The sequence below is a fragment of the Faecalibacterium sp. 9 genome, from assembly GCF_048320955.1.
Taxonomy (GTDB): Bacteria; Bacillota; Clostridia; order Oscillospirales; family Ruminococcaceae; genus Faecalibacterium; species Faecalibacterium wellingii.
The window spans coordinates 328,672-345,825 of sequence record NZ_JBLWGB010000001.1; the positions used below are offsets into that span (position 1 = coordinate 328,672).

General features: G+C 58.7%; 15 protein-coding genes. 1 reads left to right on the top strand and 14 read right to left on the bottom strand.

Translation table 11 applies throughout. The annotated features are described in order from the left end of the window. Window positions 1–54: 54 nt before the first annotated feature. Window positions 55–213 carry a hypothetical protein gene (locus ACKXF9_RS01595; protein WP_418265091.1) on the bottom strand — a complete coding sequence of 53 codons (159 nt, stop codon included), beginning with the start codon at window positions 211–213 and terminating at the stop codon, window positions 55–57. Window positions 214–412: 199 nt separating this feature from the next. On the opposite strand from ACKXF9_RS01595, the gene ACKXF9_RS01600 reads away from it, so the two are divergent. Next, a complete protein-coding gene (locus ACKXF9_RS01600; protein ID WP_418265092.1) occupies window positions 413–1,297 on the top strand; it encodes a patatin family protein in 885 nt (294 codons plus the stop codon). A 220-nt stretch (window positions 1,298–1,517) separates the two neighbouring features. On the opposite strand, the gene ACKXF9_RS01605 is transcribed toward ACKXF9_RS01600, so the two are convergent. The 13 genes from ACKXF9_RS01605 to ACKXF9_RS01665 all read right to left on the bottom strand — a co-directional run bounded on the left by ACKXF9_RS01605 (window position 1,518) and on the right by ACKXF9_RS01665 (window position 17,107). Then, complete coding sequence (locus tag ACKXF9_RS01605; RefSeq protein WP_249237533.1) at window positions 1,518–2,450, bottom strand: ABC transporter ATP-binding protein; 933 nt, start codon at window positions 2,448–2,450, stop codon at window positions 1,518–1,520. Further along, window positions 2,451–3,548 (bottom strand): ABC transporter ATP-binding protein, encoded by a 1,098-nt coding sequence (locus ACKXF9_RS01610; RefSeq protein WP_097777037.1) that lies wholly within the window; start codon window positions 3,546–3,548, stop codon window positions 2,451–2,453. Between the two features lie 13 nt (window positions 3,549–3,561). After that, window positions 3,562–4,665 (bottom strand): ABC transporter permease, encoded by a 1,104-nt coding sequence (locus tag ACKXF9_RS01615; RefSeq protein WP_097780984.1) that lies wholly within the window; start codon window positions 4,663–4,665, stop codon window positions 3,562–3,564. A gap of 1 nt (window position 4,666) precedes the next feature. Beyond that, complete coding sequence (locus tag ACKXF9_RS01620) at window positions 4,667–5,602, bottom strand: ABC transporter permease (protein WP_005936865.1); 936 nt, start codon at window positions 5,600–5,602, stop codon at window positions 4,667–4,669. Between the two features lie 163 nt (window positions 5,603–5,765). Further along, window positions 5,766–7,463, bottom strand: a complete 1,698-nt coding sequence (locus tag ACKXF9_RS01625) for a peptide ABC transporter substrate-binding protein (protein ID WP_418265093.1) — start codon at window positions 7,461–7,463, stop codon at window positions 5,766–5,768. A 428-nt stretch (window positions 7,464–7,891) separates the two neighbouring features. Continuing rightward, window positions 7,892–8,425 (bottom strand): hypothetical protein, encoded by a 534-nt coding sequence (locus ACKXF9_RS01630; RefSeq protein ID WP_418265094.1) that lies wholly within the window; start codon window positions 8,423–8,425, stop codon window positions 7,892–7,894. 372 nt (window positions 8,426–8,797) lie between these two features. Beyond that, entirely contained in the window at window positions 8,798–10,372 is a 1,575-nt protein-coding gene (gene rny / locus ACKXF9_RS01635) for a ribonuclease Y (protein WP_249237536.1), read from the bottom strand. Window positions 10,373–10,767: 395 nt separating this feature from the next. Continuing rightward, on the bottom strand, window positions 10,768–11,298 hold the full coding sequence (locus ACKXF9_RS01640; protein WP_418265095.1) for a twin-arginine translocation signal domain-containing protein: 531 nt from the start codon (window positions 11,296–11,298) through the stop codon (window positions 10,768–10,770). A gap of 134 nt (window positions 11,299–11,432) precedes the next feature. After that, a complete protein-coding gene (locus tag ACKXF9_RS01645; protein WP_418265096.1) occupies window positions 11,433–13,199 on the bottom strand; it encodes a tyrosine-protein phosphatase in 1,767 nt (588 codons plus the stop codon). Window positions 13,200–13,321: 122 nt separating this feature from the next. Next, on the bottom strand, window positions 13,322–14,050 hold the full coding sequence (gene nagB / locus ACKXF9_RS01650; RefSeq protein WP_339396037.1) for a glucosamine-6-phosphate deaminase: 729 nt from the start codon (window positions 14,048–14,050) through the stop codon (window positions 13,322–13,324). Between the two features lie 231 nt (window positions 14,051–14,281). After that, on the bottom strand, window positions 14,282–15,157 hold the full coding sequence (gene sdaAA, locus ACKXF9_RS01655; RefSeq protein ID WP_249238725.1) for an L-serine ammonia-lyase, iron-sulfur-dependent, subunit alpha: 876 nt from the start codon (window positions 15,155–15,157) through the stop codon (window positions 14,282–14,284). A gap of 19 nt (window positions 15,158–15,176) precedes the next feature. Next, window positions 15,177–15,845, bottom strand: coding sequence for an L-serine ammonia-lyase, iron-sulfur-dependent subunit beta (sdaAB, locus tag ACKXF9_RS01660; protein ID WP_154256401.1), 669 nt, complete (start codon window positions 15,843–15,845; stop codon window positions 15,177–15,179). 41 nt (window positions 15,846–15,886) lie between these two features. Beyond that, window positions 15,887–17,107: a dicarboxylate/amino acid:cation symporter gene (locus tag ACKXF9_RS01665; protein ID WP_418265097.1), complete on the bottom strand. Its 1,221-nt coding sequence runs from the start codon at window positions 17,105–17,107 to the stop codon at window positions 15,887–15,889. Window positions 17,108–17,154: the final 47 nt, after the last annotated feature.

The following is a 17,154-nucleotide window of genomic DNA, read 5'->3' on the forward strand; positions in this document are numbered from 1 at the left end:
CAAAAAAGCACGAGATTTTGCTCTCGTGCTTTTCTTTTTGCATGAATAGGCGCTTTACTTGTACAATTCTTTGCTCATCTGTTTGCGAATCTCTTTGCGCCGCGTGTCATAAACCTGCGTGTAAATTGCAAGGGTCGTACTGGGCTGTGCGTGTCCGGCTTCTGCGGCCACCGTTGCCACACCGATATTGGGATTGGACAGCAGGATGCTCACGAAGGTGTGCCAGAATATATGCGGATGGATTTTCTCGATTAGGGGTACATATCACAGAGCACATGATACGCTGGCCGTTTTTGTTTGCCCCCATTGCGGCAGATCCTGCTTTCTGCCGCAAATTGCATCAGATCCCGCCGTTTGCTCAATGAGTATTTCCCGCCGTCCCGTTATACTGGGAGGGAAATGGAATTAAACGATGGAGGAACAGACCATGAAATACGGTGTCATCGATGTGGGTGGCGGCCTGCGGGGCATTTACGGCGCTGGCGTGCTGGACCGCTGCCTGGAGGAGGACCTCCGCTTCGATCTCTGCATCGGCGTTTCGGCGGGCAGCGCCAATATGACGTCCTATCTGGCAGGCCAGCATGGGCGGAACAAGCCCTTTTACGATGAATACTCCTTCCGCAGGGAGTACATGAGCGTGCACAACCTCATCCGCAAGCATTCCTATCTCGATCTGGGCTATGTCTACGGCACCCTCAGCAATGCAGGCGGCGAGAATCCGCTGGATTACGCGGCGCTTGCCCGCAGCCCGGCAGAGCTCTGCGTGGTGGCCGCTAATGCACAGAACGGCGAGGCGCAGTATTTCACCAAGGCAGACCTCCACCCGGACGACTACCGCATCCTCATGGCGTCCTGCTGCATCCCGGTCATCGACCAGCCCTGCGTCATCGACGGCGTGCCTTATTTTGATGGCGGCCTGGCCGACCCCGTCCCGCTGGAATGGGCCTTTGCCCACGGCTGCGACCGGGTGGCTCTCATCCTGACCAAGCCCATCGGGCTGGTGAGTAGTAATGCCCGGGACGAGCATCTGGCACACCTGCTGCAGTCGCATTACCCCGCTGCAGCCGAGGGGCTGCGCCGCCGGGCATGGCGGTACAACACGGCTGTCCAGCGGGCGCGGGAGCTGGAGCGACAGGGCCTTGTCTGCATCATCGCCCCGGACAGCACCGAGGGAATGTCCACCCTGACCAAGAACCGCGCCGGCCTTGAAAAAATGTACGCCAAAGGCAAACAGGACGCCGAAGCGCTGGTGCGGTGGATGCAAAACGCCAAACAAGATGAATCGGTGGGCACCTAGAGATGAAACCCATTCACTTCCTCGGAATTATGAGATAGTCACAAGATCCCGCAAGAAAAATGGGATTTCAAAATTAGCGACGTTCTCATAACCGCTTGGTCGCGGCTTCCAGCGCATAGGAATGTCAAAAAGTGTCGGATGCCGTTCATGACAAACAAAAGGCATCTGCAGCGGTTTCGGTCAACGAAACAGTGCTGCAGATGCCTTTCTCATTTTGTTCTTATCTGCACCACTTTGCAAACTCTTCGTCGGTGCACTTGACATAATGGCTGCCGCTCACAAGGTGATCGGTGCCCTTATTGTAGTCGATGCCGGAAGATGCGTAGTCGTAGGTCTCAGCCACACGGCGTTTTTCCACCACCGGATTCGGCAGCGGGATGGCCGACAGCAGGCTGCGGGTGTAGGGATGGATGGGGTTCTCGAAGATTTCTTCGGTGGTACCCGTCTCCAGCAGGTGGCCCAGATGCAGCACGCCGATGCGGTCCGAAATGTACTTGACCATGGAAAGGTCATGCGCAATGAACAGGTAGGCCGTGCCGGTCTCCTGCTGGATATCCTTCATCAGGTTGACCACCTGTGCCTGAATGGACACGTCCAGCGCCGAAATACACTCATCTGCGATGATGAGCTTGGGGTTCATGATGAGGGCGCGGGCAATGCCCACGCGCTGGCGCTGGCCGCCGGAGAACTGGTGGGGATAGCGCTCGGCATGTTCAGGCGCAAGGCCCACCTTGGCCAGAATTTTCTCCACCTTTTCGCGGCGCTCTTCGCGGGTCTTGTACATGTGGTGGATGTCCAGACCCTCGCCGATGATATCCTCCACCTTTTTGCGGGGGTTCAGGGACGCCATGGGGTCCTGAAAGATCATCTGCATCTGGGTGCGCAGGGTGTTGTTCTGGCTGTGGTTCAGCCTGCCGCTGATATCCTGCCCCTCAAAGGTGATCTTGCCGGCAGTGGGGTCATACAGGCGGATGACGCTGCGGCCGATGGTGGACTTGCCGGAACCGGACTCGCCCACCAGACCATAGGTCTCGCCGGGATAGATCTCAAAGCTGACATTGTCCACAGCCTTGACGGTATAGCTCTTGCTCACGCGGAAATACTGCTTCAGGCCCTCGACCTTCAGCAGCGGAGCAGCATTCTGTCCTGCCATTTATTCCGCCTCCTTGATCTTTTCTGCCTCGGCACGCATGCGGGCAATGCGCTGAGCAAGCTCAGGCGGCATGTCCACCTTGGGTGCGCGGGGGTCCAGCAGCCATGTAGCTGCATAGTGGGTGTCGCTGATCTTGAACATGGGCGGGTCCACTTCGTCGTCGATGTTCAGGGCAAAATGGTTGCGCGGCGCAAAGGCATCGCCCTGCTTCTCATGCAGCAGGTTCGGCGGCGAACCCGGAATGGTGTACAGACGGTCGTCTGCGGTGTCCAGATCGGGCATGGCGGAAAGCAGGCCCCATGTGTAGGGGTGGCGCGGCTCGTAGAAGATCTCATCGATGGTGCCGGTCTCCACGATCTTGCCTGCGTACATCACGTCCACATAATCGGCCACCTTTGCCACAACGCCCAGATCGTGGGTGATGTAAATGACAGAGATGCCGCGCTCACGCTGGATGCTGCGGATCAGCTCCAGGATCTTGGCCTGAATGGTCACATCCAGTGCCGTGGTGGGCTCGTCACAGATCAGCAGGTCGGGGTCGCAGGCCAGTGCAATGGCAATGACCACGCGCTGGCGCATACCGCCGGACAGCTGGTGCGGGTAGCTCTTCATGCGCTTTTCGGCATCGGTGATGCCCACCTCTTCCAGCAGCTGCACAGCCTTTTTGTAGGCGGCATCCTTGGGCATCTTGTAGTGCCACAGCATGCCCTCCATGATCTGCTTGCCGATGGGCATGGTGGGGTCAAGGCTGGTCATGGGGTCCTGAAACACCATGGCGATGCGCTTGCCGTTGATGTGGCGGCGGATCCACTTTTTGTCCTTCTGCAGCAGGTCCACCGTCTCGGGGCTGCCGTCGGCGTGATGGTAGCTGAACTGGATGGAGCCGCTGTTCACAATGGCGTTCTGTGCCAGAATGCCCATGGCGGCCTTCATGGTAACGGACTTGCCGGAGCCGGATTCGCCCACCAGCGCCACCGTTTCGCCCTTGTACAGGTCGATGTTCACGCCGCGGATGGCGTGCACCGGGCCTGCGGTGGTCTTAAAGGTGATATCAAGGTCTCGCACCGACAAGACCTGTTCTTTTTTGTTTTCAGGCATGGGGTGTTCCTCCTTACATACTCTTCATCTTGGGGTCCAGAGCCTCGCGCAGGCCGTCGGCCACGAGGTTGAAGCTCATCATCAGCAGGCTCATGACCACCATCGGCGGGATGATCTGATAAGGATGGGTGGTGAAGCTGTTGTACAGCTCGCTGATCAGAGAACCCAGCGAGCACTGCGGCACCGGGATGCCCAGACCCACAAAGGACAGGAATGCCTCGGTGAAAATTGCGGTGGGGATGCTGAACATGACCTGCGTGATGATGGGTCCGATGATGTTGGGCAGCACTTCCTTGAAGATGATGAAGAAGCTGCCTGCGCCCAGCGTGCGGGAGGCCAGCACGAACTCCTGATCCTTCAGCTTGAGCATCTCAGCGCGGGCAATGCGGCTCATGCCCACCCACTCGGTGAGCATCAGGGCAAAGATAATGGTGATCATGCCGGGCTTGAGCACCAGCAGAAGCAGCGTGACGATCACCAGACGGGGGATGCCGTTGGCAACTTCCAGGAAACGCTGCATCATCATATCCACCTTGCCGCCAAAGTAGCCGGAGATCAGGCCGTAGCTCATGCCGATGACCATATCGATGATGGCGGCGGCAACCGCGATGATCAGGGACACGCGGGCACCCTCCCAGGTACGGGTCCAGATATCGCGGCCATAGGTGTCGCTGCCGAACCAGTAGTAGACATCCTCCTTGCCCTTTTCCACATAGGCATTCACTGTCTTGGAACCGGTGGTGGTGCTCATTTTCTCGTCACCGTTGAAGATGCCGAAGTTCTCCAGCACCTGCACGCGGGGCGCAAAGTTTTTCTGGCTCAGCTCCTGACCGGAGTAGGTATACTCGTTCATGCCGGGGCCAAATGCCGCCAGCAGCACGATAAAGACAACGAGGATCAGGCCGAGCACCGCGCTCTTTTTGCGGAAGAAGCGCACCCGCACATCCTTCCAGAAGCTCTGTGCGGCAAAGTTCGAGTCCATTGCGATCTCTGCGTCGTTATGCTTGAGCGCAAAGTCCTTCTCGTTGAAGGTGTGCTCGGAATACATGGTATCCACTGCGCTGACGATGGCATCAGCCGTGGCTTCGCCGCCCAGGTGAATCGCTTTTTCTGCCATATCAGTCGTCCCCCTTTGCCAAGCGGATGCGCGGGTCGATGATGCCGTACAGCAGGTCAACGACCAGCATGATGCCAATGTACATGGCACTGTAGATGAAGCTCAGGCTGATGACCACATTGTAGTCGTTGGACTGGATGGCCGTCACCAGCAGGCTGCCCACACCGGGAATGGCGAAGATCTTCTCCACCACCAGCGAGCCGGTCATCAGGTCCACGATCAGCGGGGCCAGCACGGTGATAATGGGGATCAGCGCGTTACGCAGCGCGTGGCGGAAGATCAGCGCCGGGCCGGAAATGCCCTTGCTCTCGGCCAGCAGCATATAATCGGAGTCCAGAACTTCGATCATTTCACTGCGGGTAAAGCGGGCAATGGAAGCCATGGTGAACATGGACAGCGAGATGCTGGGCAGCACACTGGAGCCGAACACATCCTTTGCGGAGAACAGCATGGGGAACCACTTGAGCTTGAAGCCAAAGGTATAGCTCAGGGCCAGTGCGATCACGTAAGACGGCACCGACACGCCGATGACCGAGATGATGGTGGCCAGAGTGTCGAAGATGGTGTCCCGCTTGAGGGCTGCAATGATGCCGAGCACAAGGCCCACGATGGCACCCAGTGTAACAGCCATGCCGCCCACACGGATGGAAATGGGCAGACGGGACTGGATCAGCTGGGAGATGGGCGTGTTCTTGGAGATATTGTAGCTGACGCCGAAGTCACCGCGCAGCATGTTGGTCACATAGCGGAAGAACTGTACATAGATGGGCTGATCCAGACCGTACTTTGCGTACAGGGATGCGCGCATTTCCGGTGTCAGCTTTTCATCGTTGAAGGGCGAACCGGGCATCAGCTGCATGAGGATGAACAACACCAGCAGGATGGCCAGCAGCGTAAACAACGAAGTGATGATACGCTTGAGCGTGTATTTTTTCACGTTGGGTAGACCCCCTTAAAGTTTCTTCTCCGCCCCGCACGGGGCAGAACGGCTCCCGCCTGCCGCGGTCAGCCGTGCACCGCACGCGGACAGTGCAAAAGCCAAAAAGTCGCACAGCGGCATTTTCGCTGCCACTGTGCGGCATTTCAGTTCTCGATCAGGATCAGACGCTCTTCTTTGCGTCCTTGTAGACGCGGTTCAGAGCAACCGGGTGGAAGTCCACGCCGGTCACGGCAGAAGAGATCATCTCGGCGTTGCACTGACCATACAGCGGGAAGATGGCGGCCTGCTCCAGCACGATGGACTCAGCTTCATACATGGCTTCCCAGCGGCCCTCGGGATCGGTGCACAGATCACCGGTGGTGCACTCTGCGATGATGGCATCGTAGTCAGCGTCGCTCCACAGACCGTAGTTGTTGGAGTTGCCGGTGACCCACATGCCCAGATAAGTCATGGGATCGGCGTAGTCGGGACCCCAGCGGGTCAGGCCGATCTCAAAGTTGCCGTCCTGCAGATCCTGCACGCGCTGCTTCTTGGGCTCTACCTTCAGCTCCAGAGTGAAGCCGGGCAGAGTGGTCTGCAGCTGCTCCTGAACGACCTGAGCGACCTTCTGGGGAGCATCGTCGGCATCGACGACCATGGTGAAGGAGAAGGAATCCTTGCCCAGCTCAGCCTTGGCCTGCTCGTAGTACTCTGCAGCCTTGTCGGGATCGTATGCGCAGAACTCTGCAAACTTGGTCTGGTCGGCACTGAAATCGCTGCCGTCCGGGCCGGTGGCGAACTGTGCGGGCACTGCGGTGTAGGCGGGAGAAGAGCCGTCCTTCAGCACGTCATTGGTGATGGAATCACGATCCAGTGCAAAGGTGATGGCACGGCGCAGGTTCAGGTTTGCCAGCTCCGGCACAGCGTCCATGTTGGGGCTGATGTACCACAGGTAGCCGGCGCCCACGCTGGTGAACTCGGGGTCGTCCTTGACCTGCTCGACCTGCTCGCCGTTCAGCAGGGTGATATCCAGATCGCCGTTCTGATAGCTCATCAGAGCCTGCTGGCTGTCCTTGATGACCTGATAGTTCAGGCCGTCCAGAGCAATGCGGTCAGCATCGTAGTAGTCGGCGTTCTTCACCAGCTCAAAAGCGGTGGCGGCCGGCTCATAGCTGGTCAGCACGAATGCACCATTGGACAGCACGGTGTCTGCGCTGGTGCCGTAGGTATCGCCGCAGCTCTCAAAGAACTTCTGGTTCATGGGGTAGAAGGTGGGGAAGTACATCAGGCTCAGGAAGTAGCTGACCGGAACGTTCAGCTCCACCTTCAGGGTCTTGTCATCCACAGCGGTGATGCCCAGATCGGTGACGGGCTTGCTGCCTGCAATGATGTCGGCGGCGTTGACCACCTGACCGATATCGCTCAGCATGTAGGCATACTCGGATGCGTTTGCGGGGTCAACAGCACGCTGCCAGCCAAACACGAAGTCTGCTGCGGTAACGGCATCGCCATTGGACCACTTTGCATCCTTCAGGTGGAAGGTGTAGGTCTTGCCGTCCTCGCTCAGCTCATAGCTCTCTGCCAGAGCCTCCACGGCTGCACCGTTCGCATCCATCTGCATCAGGCCGTCGGTGTAGTTGGCGATGACCTCAAAGGAGGTGCCGTCGGTAGCCAGCTGGGGGTCCAGAGACTGGACTTCGGTCTCCAGCATGACGTTCAGCACACCGCCCTCAGCAGAGGCGGCTGCACCGGAAGCAGCGGTGGAGCCGGAAGCAGCGGTGCTGGAAGAGCCGCCGCAGGCAGTCAGAGCCAGTGCAGCAGCCGATACGCCTGCAGCAGCCAGGAAGCTGCGGCGGGAAATACGACGATCGAATTTCATATCTTTTCCCTCTCTCTCATGCCTCATTGCTTTATTGTGGTAAAGCAGTAAGTTCTAAAAAATGCACAAAGGTTTTTATACTCCTCCTCCGGAGCCTTGCACACCTTTGTGCGATATCCGCATTATACGCTGTTCCGCCTAAAAAAGAAAGGCTTCCGGCTGTTTTTCTGTGCTTTGACCAATGGTCAGTGAAAAATATGTTTTTATTTTTGTGCAGATTTGAAGATGTGGTGTATTCCCAGAAAATACAGTTTCATGAAAACATGAGTTTTTTGTGTTTTTCAGACAAACAAATGAAGAATTTTCATCTGTTTATTCGTGTTTTCTGAGCACAAAACAGCCTTCTGCGGTTTTTCCTGTCCGCATATAGAGCACAAAAAATCCCTGCCGGGGCCCATGGTTCCGGCAGGGAAAGCAGCTTTTATTCTTTACTCAAACAGCGCCACCACATAGGTCTCGCCGCCGTACTGGATGAACACGGCGCCCATCCGGCTGCAGCCTGCCGCGCAGCGGCTCAGGCTCCGGGCAGCCTGACCGGCAGCCGGTGCATACAGGTAGCCGGTAAAGGCCCGGCTCTGGTTATCCAGCACAAGGCCGATGGTCACGCTGATGGGGATATTGACCCAGATATTGGAGGATATGCTGGAATGATCGATAAACTCATTCAGGTTCTTATCCGTCATGTTGCCGGAGTCCGCTGTCAGTTCCACCTTGCGGGCAAGCAGCCCGGACTGGGTGCCCAGCTGTCCGGGTTCTTCCACCAGCCATTCTGCCAGACGGCTGGCCGCAGCTTCCAGCTCTGTGCTGTAGGCCAGACCGGTGTCGATCTCCTTCATCAGGGCCGCAGCCTGCTCCGTATCCTCGTGCACCGTACCGGCCAGCACGCTGCTGCACCCGGCCAGCACAGCCAGCGCCAGTGCCGCCGCCATAAGTGCCGTCAGGATCATCCTTGTGTGTTTCATGCGGTGGTCTCCCCTTTCGAGCTGTTTTTCTCCATGATACCCTTTTTGCAGCCGGATCGCAAGTGCTTTCCGCAGCAAAACATGGAAATCAATTTTCCGCATGAAGGCTTCCCCCGGTCGGGGGAAGCTGTCACCGCAGGTGACTGATGAGGGCGCAGGACAGCAACATTTTACCCCAAATACCCCTCATCCGGCGCTACGCACCACCTGTTCCCCCTTTTGTCGCTGCGCGACATTTTCCCCCGGCGCGGGGGAAATCTGTCCCCAAGGGGTGAAGGCTTTCGCTCCGGGTCAAGCTGCAAAAGTTGATTTCCATGGCAGCAAAAAGGGCCGCTGCACCCAATCGTACAGCGGCCCTCTGATCCCAAATCTTTATTTTGCGTATTCCACAGCGCGGCTCTCGCGGATGACGTTGACCTTGATCTGGCCGGGGTAATCCAGCGTATCCTCGATCTTCTTGGCAATGGAGCGTGCCAGCAGGATCACCTGATCGTCGCTGATGACGTCAGGCTTTACCATGATGCGCACTTCGCGGCCTGCCTGCACGGCAAAGGCCTGCTCCACGCCCTCAAAGCTGGACGAGATCTCCTCCAGATTTTCCAGACGCTTGACGTAGCTTTCCACATTCTCGCGGCGGGCACCCGGGCGTGCAGCGCTGATGGCGTCGGCAGCCTGAATGATGAAGGCCAGCGGGGTCTTGGGCTCCACGTCGCCGTGGTGGGCCTCAATGGCATGGATGATCTGGGTATTTTCCTTGTACTTGCGGCAGATATCCACACCGATCTGCACATGGCTGCCCTCGATCTCGTGGTCCAGTGCCTTGCCGATATCATGCAGCAGACCGGCACGGCGTGCCATGGTCACGTTCACGCCCATTTCGCCTGCCAGCAGACCGGCCACCCATGCCACCTCCATGCTGTGGGTCAGGGCGTTCTGGCCAAAGCTGGTGCGGTACTTCAGTCGGCCGATCAGCTTGATAAGGTCGGGGTGCAGGCCATGGATGCCCAACTCCATCACGGCACGCTCGCCCTCGCGCTTCATCTGCAGCTCCAGATCGTGGCGGCACTTTTCCACCGTCTCCTCGATGCGGGCGGGGTGGATGCGGCCATCGCCGATCAGTCGTTCCAGCGTCATGCGGGCGACCTCGCGGCGGGTCTGGTCGAAGGAGGACAGGGTGATGGCCTCCGGGGTATCGTCGATGATCAGGTCCACACCGGTAGCCGTTTCCAGCGCACGGATGTTGCGGCCCTCGCGGCCGATGATGCGGCCCTTCATTTCGTCGCTGGGCAGCGGCACCACGCTGACGGTGGTCTCGCTGCAGTGGTCGGCAGCGCAGCGGCTGACGGCCTGACCGATCAGATTGCGTGCAATGTTGTCGCAGTTCTCCTTCAGGTCGGTCTCATAGGCGGCAACGCGCACTGCCTTTTCGTGGGTCAGTTCCTCGTCCACCTTGTGCAGCAGCACTTCGCGGGCATCCTCCTGGCTCAGACCGGCCAGCGTTTCCAGCCGCTCCATCTCCTTGGCACGCAGGGCGTCGATCTCCGCCAGACGCTCTTCGGCCTCAGCAGAACGCTTTTTCAGCTCTTCTTCCTTGCGTTCCAGCGCCTCGGTCTTGCGGTCGAGGGCGGTCTCCTTCTGGTCGATGCGGTTCTCCTGACGGCTGATCTCCGCACGGCGCTGCTTGATTTCCTTATCGGCTTCTGCCTTCTGGGCATCCACCTCGGCCTTCAGTTTGAAGGCCTCGTCCTTTGCTTCCAGAACCGCTTCCTTGCGCTTCTGTTCTGCGGTCTTGATCGCTTCGTTCACCAGACGGGTGGCCTCGGCTTCCGCGCTGCCGATCTGGGCTTCGGCGGTCTTTTTACGGTTGTTGTAACCAATAAAATAGCCTGCACCGATGCCCGCAGCAAGCGCGACGATCAAGATCACGATCCAGATGATCGTGGACATCGCATTTCACTCTCCTTTGTTAAAATTCAAAATTCTGAATCATAAGCAGGAGACGCTGTAGGGCAGGTGTAGGCTGCAAACATTTTTTATAAGTGAGCTTTCAATGCAAAAAGTGGCAACAAGACCACACGCACGGCAAATGCCGCACGAACAGGCTGCAAGCTTTTCTATCTACGGTTCTATCTTATATAAAAACAGGCAGGCTCTGCCTGTAAGGGACACGAGTCACGGGAACGACCTGCACACAGCGTCTTTTATTCCATACTACTATTTATAGTACGAAACATTTGCCCGCTTGTCAAGAGGAAAAGCCTGCCCCGCGCACAATATTTTGTACAGAAAAACAAAAATGCCCGGCCCGGGCAGCAGCGCCCGGGCCGGGTCGTGATTTTCATTCAGCGCACGGTGGTAGTTGCCGTGCTTTCCAGCCGGATCTTCCAGATGATGTTCTTTCCCGGGGCGAGCTGATACTTCACCTCGACCCGGTCATTCGTGGTAAAGTCAGAATCGACAAAGCCGATTCCGGCTGCATTCTCTACTGTGCTCGAAGATACGCGGCCCCAGCAGGAACCGTTTTCCTTATTAAAAGTAAAGCTATCAGCTTTTGCGTCCTGAATATAGTATCCTTTCTTTTTATCGCTATAGAACGATACGCTGAACTTATTCTCATCAAAAATCGGTGCAGCCACGCCCTCTCCGGCTTCTGCATTCAGGTTAAAGTTTATACCTGTGATGATGTCGACCGACATCGTATATTTCACGCCGTCGATCGTTTTGATCTTTTCGGTCACCACGATATCGCTATTACCGTCCACCGGTACCCAGCAGGCGCTCAGTGCACCGGCGCAGGCCATGACCGCTGCGGCAACCGCACCGGTTTTCAGGAATGTTCTGCGGGAGATCTTACGGGGGGGGGTATGTTTCATCGTCGGTTCCTCCTTTGTGCGCCGTAAAAGCGCCGTTTCTGCAGGAAAATGTCTTTCGTGATTCAAAAATAACAGAAACCGGCATGAAATTCAAGATTTCCATGCCGGTTTCTCACGATATACAACAAAAAATATTATTCCAGATACATCCTGCGCAGCCGCATCAGGCGCGCCGGGGTCAGGCCGTATTCGGCTTCCAGATAATTTTCTGCGCTGCCGTATTTTGCGCGGATGGTGTGCAGCACAAAGGGGGCTGCTTCCGGGCTGACGCCCGCCGCACTGCGGTGGAAGTTCTCGCGGCGGGGGTCTCTGGCGATCTCATCGGCGTGGGCTGCCAGGCGTGCTTCGATCTCCGCCTTGCGGCAGAGGTTCGTGCGCTCATAGTCCGCGCAGATGGTCTCATCCGACGCGCCCAGTGCCAGCAGAATGAGCATGGCCGCCACGCCGGTGCGGTCCTTGCCTGCCGAGCAGTGGAACAGGATGGGGGTCTCGCCCGCTTCCAGTGCGCGGAACAGCTCCTTGAAGGCCTTATTGCCAAACAGCATCCGCTCGTACATGGTCTCCACAAAAAAGCTGCCGTCCGGGTTCTCCTTGCGGCCCTTCATCAGGGCGGCGATGTCATCCGGCGCAAAGGAGATCTCGCGGCCATCCTCGGCACACAGGCCGCAGATCTGCACCAGCCGTGCGCCGTCCGGCACATAGTCCGGCTCTCTGCGGGCCTCTTCCGTGCTGCGCAGATCAAGGATCAGGCGCAGGCCCAGCGCGTCCAACTTCGCGCGGTCGGCCTCCCCAGTGAGCTTGCAGGTGGGGATGCCGCGCCAGATCTGACCCCACTTCACATGCTTGCCCTCGTCGGCTTCATAGCCGCCCAGCTCCCGGAAGTTGGTGCCGCCGGCAAAGTCCAGCTGGGTGCCGGGCACCGGGTGGGCCGGTGCAGCCTTTGCCGCAGCGCTGGACAGCACCGGGAAGTTGTAGAACGGCTTTGCGGGCCGTCCACGGCGGGGCGGCAGGCTGGCCGAACCGCCCAGCATCTCCATCAGGTAGCCGCGCAGCAGGTCGATGTAGGCAGAGGAATGATCCCGCCGCTGCACCAGAGAGACGCACAGCGGGGGCAGGTCTTCCAGCAGCACATCCCGCACGCGGTCCAGCTCCCGCCGGGCACCCGGCTCGTAGCGGGTCAGGCAGGTGCACAGCTGCTCCTGCACAAGGTAATAGGCCTGATAGAAGCTGGGGCCGATCTCCGCATTCGGCGCAAAGCCCGCCCGGGCGCAGGCCGACCACAGCGGGCTGAACAGATCCTGCCGCAGGCTGGGCAGCAGCACCCGCTGACCCCGCAGCTCTGCCAGCGGGATGCTCTCCTTATCCCAGAACGCGTGCCCCCGGGGCACCAGCAGACAGGCGGGGTCTGCCCGCAGGGTGGTGCGGGCCAGCACCGGCGCAGCGCAGCCCAGATCGATGACCAGACCTGCGTCCAGCTCCCCCTGCTCCACATCGTCCGCCACCGCATCGTTGTCCATCATGCGGAAGCGCATCTCCACATGGGGGTACTGCTGGCGGAACTTGTCCAGCTGGGTCTCCAGCCCGGGCAGGTAGTCCGGCACCAGCGACACGCTGATGCCGATGCGCACCGGCTGTACCGACTGGATCTCGGCCCGCAGGGATGCCTGCATCTGCTGGAACTGCTCCACCACCGGCGCGGCATGGCGCTGCAGGCTCATGCCGCGGTCGGTAAGGGTGAGCTTGTGGTGGGCGCTGAGGAACAGCGGCCCGCACAGCTCGGCTTCCAGCGCAGAGATGCTCTGCCGCAGTGCCTGCCGTGACAAAAACAGCCGCTGTGCCGCGCGGCTGTAATTCATTTCATCGCACAATACCAGAAAGTAGTGCAGCTGGCGGATATCCATGGTTTCCTCCCTGAGAAAAGTATCGTATAAAGAATACCGCCTTTTTACGCGATTGTAAAGCCGTTGGCAGCAAAAAACTGCCGCACGGCATTGCACCGTGCGGCAGTCAGAGCGCGGAACGATCAGATCAGGCTCAGAGCTTCCTCGTCGCCCACCAGCGTGAAGTCCGGATGCATCTGCAGGATGCTTGCGGGCACCTCCGGAGTGACGGGGCCAAAGAATGCCTTCTTGATGATCTCGGCCTTGCCCTTGCCGTTGGCCACCATGAGCACCTTGCGTGCCTGCATGATGGTCTTGATGCCCATGGTATAGGCCTGCTTGGGCACCAGATCCACATTGCCGTCAAAGAAGCGCTTGTTGGCCTCGATGGTCTCGGCGGTCAGGTCCACACAGTGGGTCTCCAGCTCAAAGGCTTCGCCCGGCTCGTTGAAGCCGATGTGGCCGTCGTGGCCGATGCCCAGAAGCTGCAGGTCGATGCCGCCCACAGCGTGGATGATCTGGTTGTACTTTGCGCAGGCATCCTCTGCATCGGGGTTGGTGCCGTCCGGCAGGTTGATCTTGGCAGGGTCGATGTTCACCTTATCGAACAGATTCTTGTGCATGAAGCTCCAGTAGCTTTCCGGGTGCTCCTTGGGCAGGCCGCGGTACTCGTCCAGGTTGATGGTGGTCACCTCGGAAAAATCGATGTCGCCCTTGTTGTACCAGTCCACCAGCTGTGCATACGCGCCCACGGGGGTGCCGCCAGTCGCCAGACCCAGCACGCAGTTGGGCTTCATAATGACCTGTGCCGAAATGATATTGGCTGCCTTGCGGGACATATCCGCATAATCTTTTGCACGAATGATCTTCATTACAAACGACCTCACTTATCATCTTTTTTGCCGCTCTGCACGGGCTGCGCAGAGCACTTCTGCATTTAGTTTATCACATTTCGCAGACAAGCGCCAGTCATCCCGGCCATCTTTTCGGCGTGTTTGCACAAAAAGATGCAAAGTTCCACCCTTCGGGCCGGCATTTCCGGTCATGAACGCGCAAAAACGCCGCCGGGCGTTTCCACACCGGCGGCGCTGCATGTTGAAAGATCAGTTTCCGCTGCACAGGCCGCAGGCGGCACAGGCGGCGGGGGTGGCGGCACAGCCGCCAAGGGCGGTCTCGCGCAGCTCGGCAGGCAGGCGCTTGCCCACGGCGTACATGGCGTCCAGCATCTGGTCGAAGGGGATCAGCTGGCGGATGCCGCTCAGGGACAGTTCCGCTGCAATGAGGGCGTTGGCCACACCGGCAGCGTTGCGGTTCTGGCAGGGGTACTCCACCAGCCCGCCTACGGGGTCGCACACAAGGCCCAGCATGTTCATCAGCACGGTGGAAGCCGCGTCCAGACACTGCTGCGGGTCGCCGCCCATCAGCTCCACGGCGGCAGAAGCAGCCATGGCAGACGCAATGCCCACCTCGGCCTGACAGCCGCCCACGGCACCGGCCACGGTGGCGTTGCGCATGGCAAGATAGCCCACGGCACCGGCGTTGAACAGGGCATCCACGATGCGCTGGTCGGAGATGCGGTAGCACTCCTGCAGCGCCAGCATCATGCCCGGCACCACGCCTGCAGAACCTGCGGTGGGTGCAGCCACGATCAGGCCCATGGAAGCGTTCACTTCCAGCACGGCCATGGCGTAGGTCATGGCCTTCTGCAGCACATCGCCGCAGATGTTTTTCTTCTTATTATAATGTGTTTCCAGCTTTTTGGCCTCGCCGCCAATGAGCCCGCCCATGGATTTGATGGGCTTTTTCAGCGGCTGGGTGGCAGAAGCGCGCATGATCTCCCATGCCTTTGCCATGCGGTGATCCACAGCATCCCGGGGCACTTCGCCCAGAATGCATTCCCGCTGGCGCATCACTTCCGAAATGGGCAGTTGGTTTTCCTCGCACAGGTCCAGCAGCTCCTTGGCGGACTTGAAATCCATGTTCATCGCTCGTCCCTCCTTACGGCTGCACGACCATTACATCGTTGATGTTCGGGTTTGCCAGCAGCAGCTGATCCACACCCTCGGGCAGGCGCTCATCCGACTCCACGATGGTGTAAGCCGTGTGTCCCTTTCCCTCGCGGAACAGGCGCATGAATGCGATATTCACGCCGCGGTCGCTGAGGATCTTTGAGATATGCGCCACCACGCCGGGCTTGTCCTTCTGCACCACGATGAGGGCATTGTACTCGCCGGTAAAGTCCACCTCCACGCCGTTGATCCGCACGATGCGCACCTTGCCGCCGCCCAGCGATTCACCGCGCACGGTCATTACCTGACCGGCCGCATTCTCCATGCGGATATCCACCGTGTTGGGGTGGATATCGGTCTCCACCTCATTGGGGGTGAAGCTGTAGCCAAGGCCGCGGTCGGTGGCAATGGCAAAGGAATCCCGGATGCGGGTATCATCGGCCGAAAAGCCCATGATGCCGCCCAGCAGGGCGCGGTCGGTGCCGTGGCCGTGGTAGGTCTTGGCAAAGGAACCGTAGAGGGTAAAGTCCGCCCGCTTCAGCGGCGGGGCGATCATCTTCTGGGCCAGAAAGGCGATGATCTCCGCGCCTGCGGTGTGGGAGCTGGAAGGGCCGATCATGTTCGGGCCCAGAACATCAAAAACACTGATAAATGCCATGGGGTGTCACTCCTGTCAGGTCAAAAACCGCGCGCCGCGCATCAGACGCTTGCGCTGCTCTTGTTGATGAACTTCTGGTAGATGGTCTCCACGATGACGCCGATGGCGTTGTCGCCGGAGACGTTGCAGGCAGTGCCGAAAGAATCCTGAGTGATGTACAGAGCCACCATGATGGCGCAGATGGGGCCATTGGGGTCACCGGCCTCAGCGCCAAAGATCATGTACAGGAAGGGCAGAGCGGTCATGATGGAGCCGCCGGGAGCACCGGGAGAAGCCACCATGGCAACGCCCAGCGTCATGATGAAGGGCACCACGGTAGCAAGGCTGATGGGCAGCTGGTTCATCAGGCAGACGGCAGTTGCGCAGGCAGTAATGGTGATCATGGAGCCTGCCATGTGGATGTTGGCGCACAGAGGCACCACGAAGTTGCGGATCTGCTCACTCACGCCATCAGCCGCAGCGCACTGCAGGTTGACCGGGATGGTGGCTGCAGAGGACTGAGTGCCCAGAGCGGTGGTGTAACCGGGGATCTGGTTGCGGATCATCTTGAAGGGGCTCTTGTGGCTCACAGCGCCTGCAACGCAGAACTGCAGGAAGATGCAGACCAGATGCATGATGATGACCACCAGGAACACCTTCCACAGGATGCCCAGAATGGCGTAGGTCTTGCCGGACTTGGTCATGTCGATGAAGGTACCGCAGACGTACAGGGGCAGCAGCGGGATGATGACGCTGTGCAGCACCTGATCAATGATGCCGGAGAAGTCCTTCATGCTATTATAAAGTGTATCACCGATGGTCTTGCCGCGCAAGGTGGACATGCACAGGCCCAGCACGAAGGCCAGCACCACGGCAGACAGGGTGTCCAGCAGCGGAGGGATGGAGATGGAGATGTAGCTGACCAGAGAGTTGTCAGCCGTGGCGGCAATCTGTTCCAGAGCGCCTTCGCTCATGAAGCTGGGGAACAGGTTTGCGGACACCAGATAGGATGCCGAGCCTGCGATCAGGGTGGAGCCGTAGGCCAGAGCCACCGTGATGAGCAGCAGCTTGCCTGCGCCGCTCTTCAGGTCGGCAATGCCCATGGTGACGTAGGCCACGATCATCAGCGGGATGATGAACTTCAGGAACGAGCTGAAGATGCTGGATGCCGTGACGACGACCCGGCAGAACCACACCGGGAAGAACTGGCCGATGATGATGCCCAGCACGATGGCGATGAGCAGCTTCGGCAGCAGTCCGAGCTTGAATTTTTTCTTTTCCATAAGAATAAAATCCTCCTTTTCCTATCCTGACCTTTGTGCGGCACCTG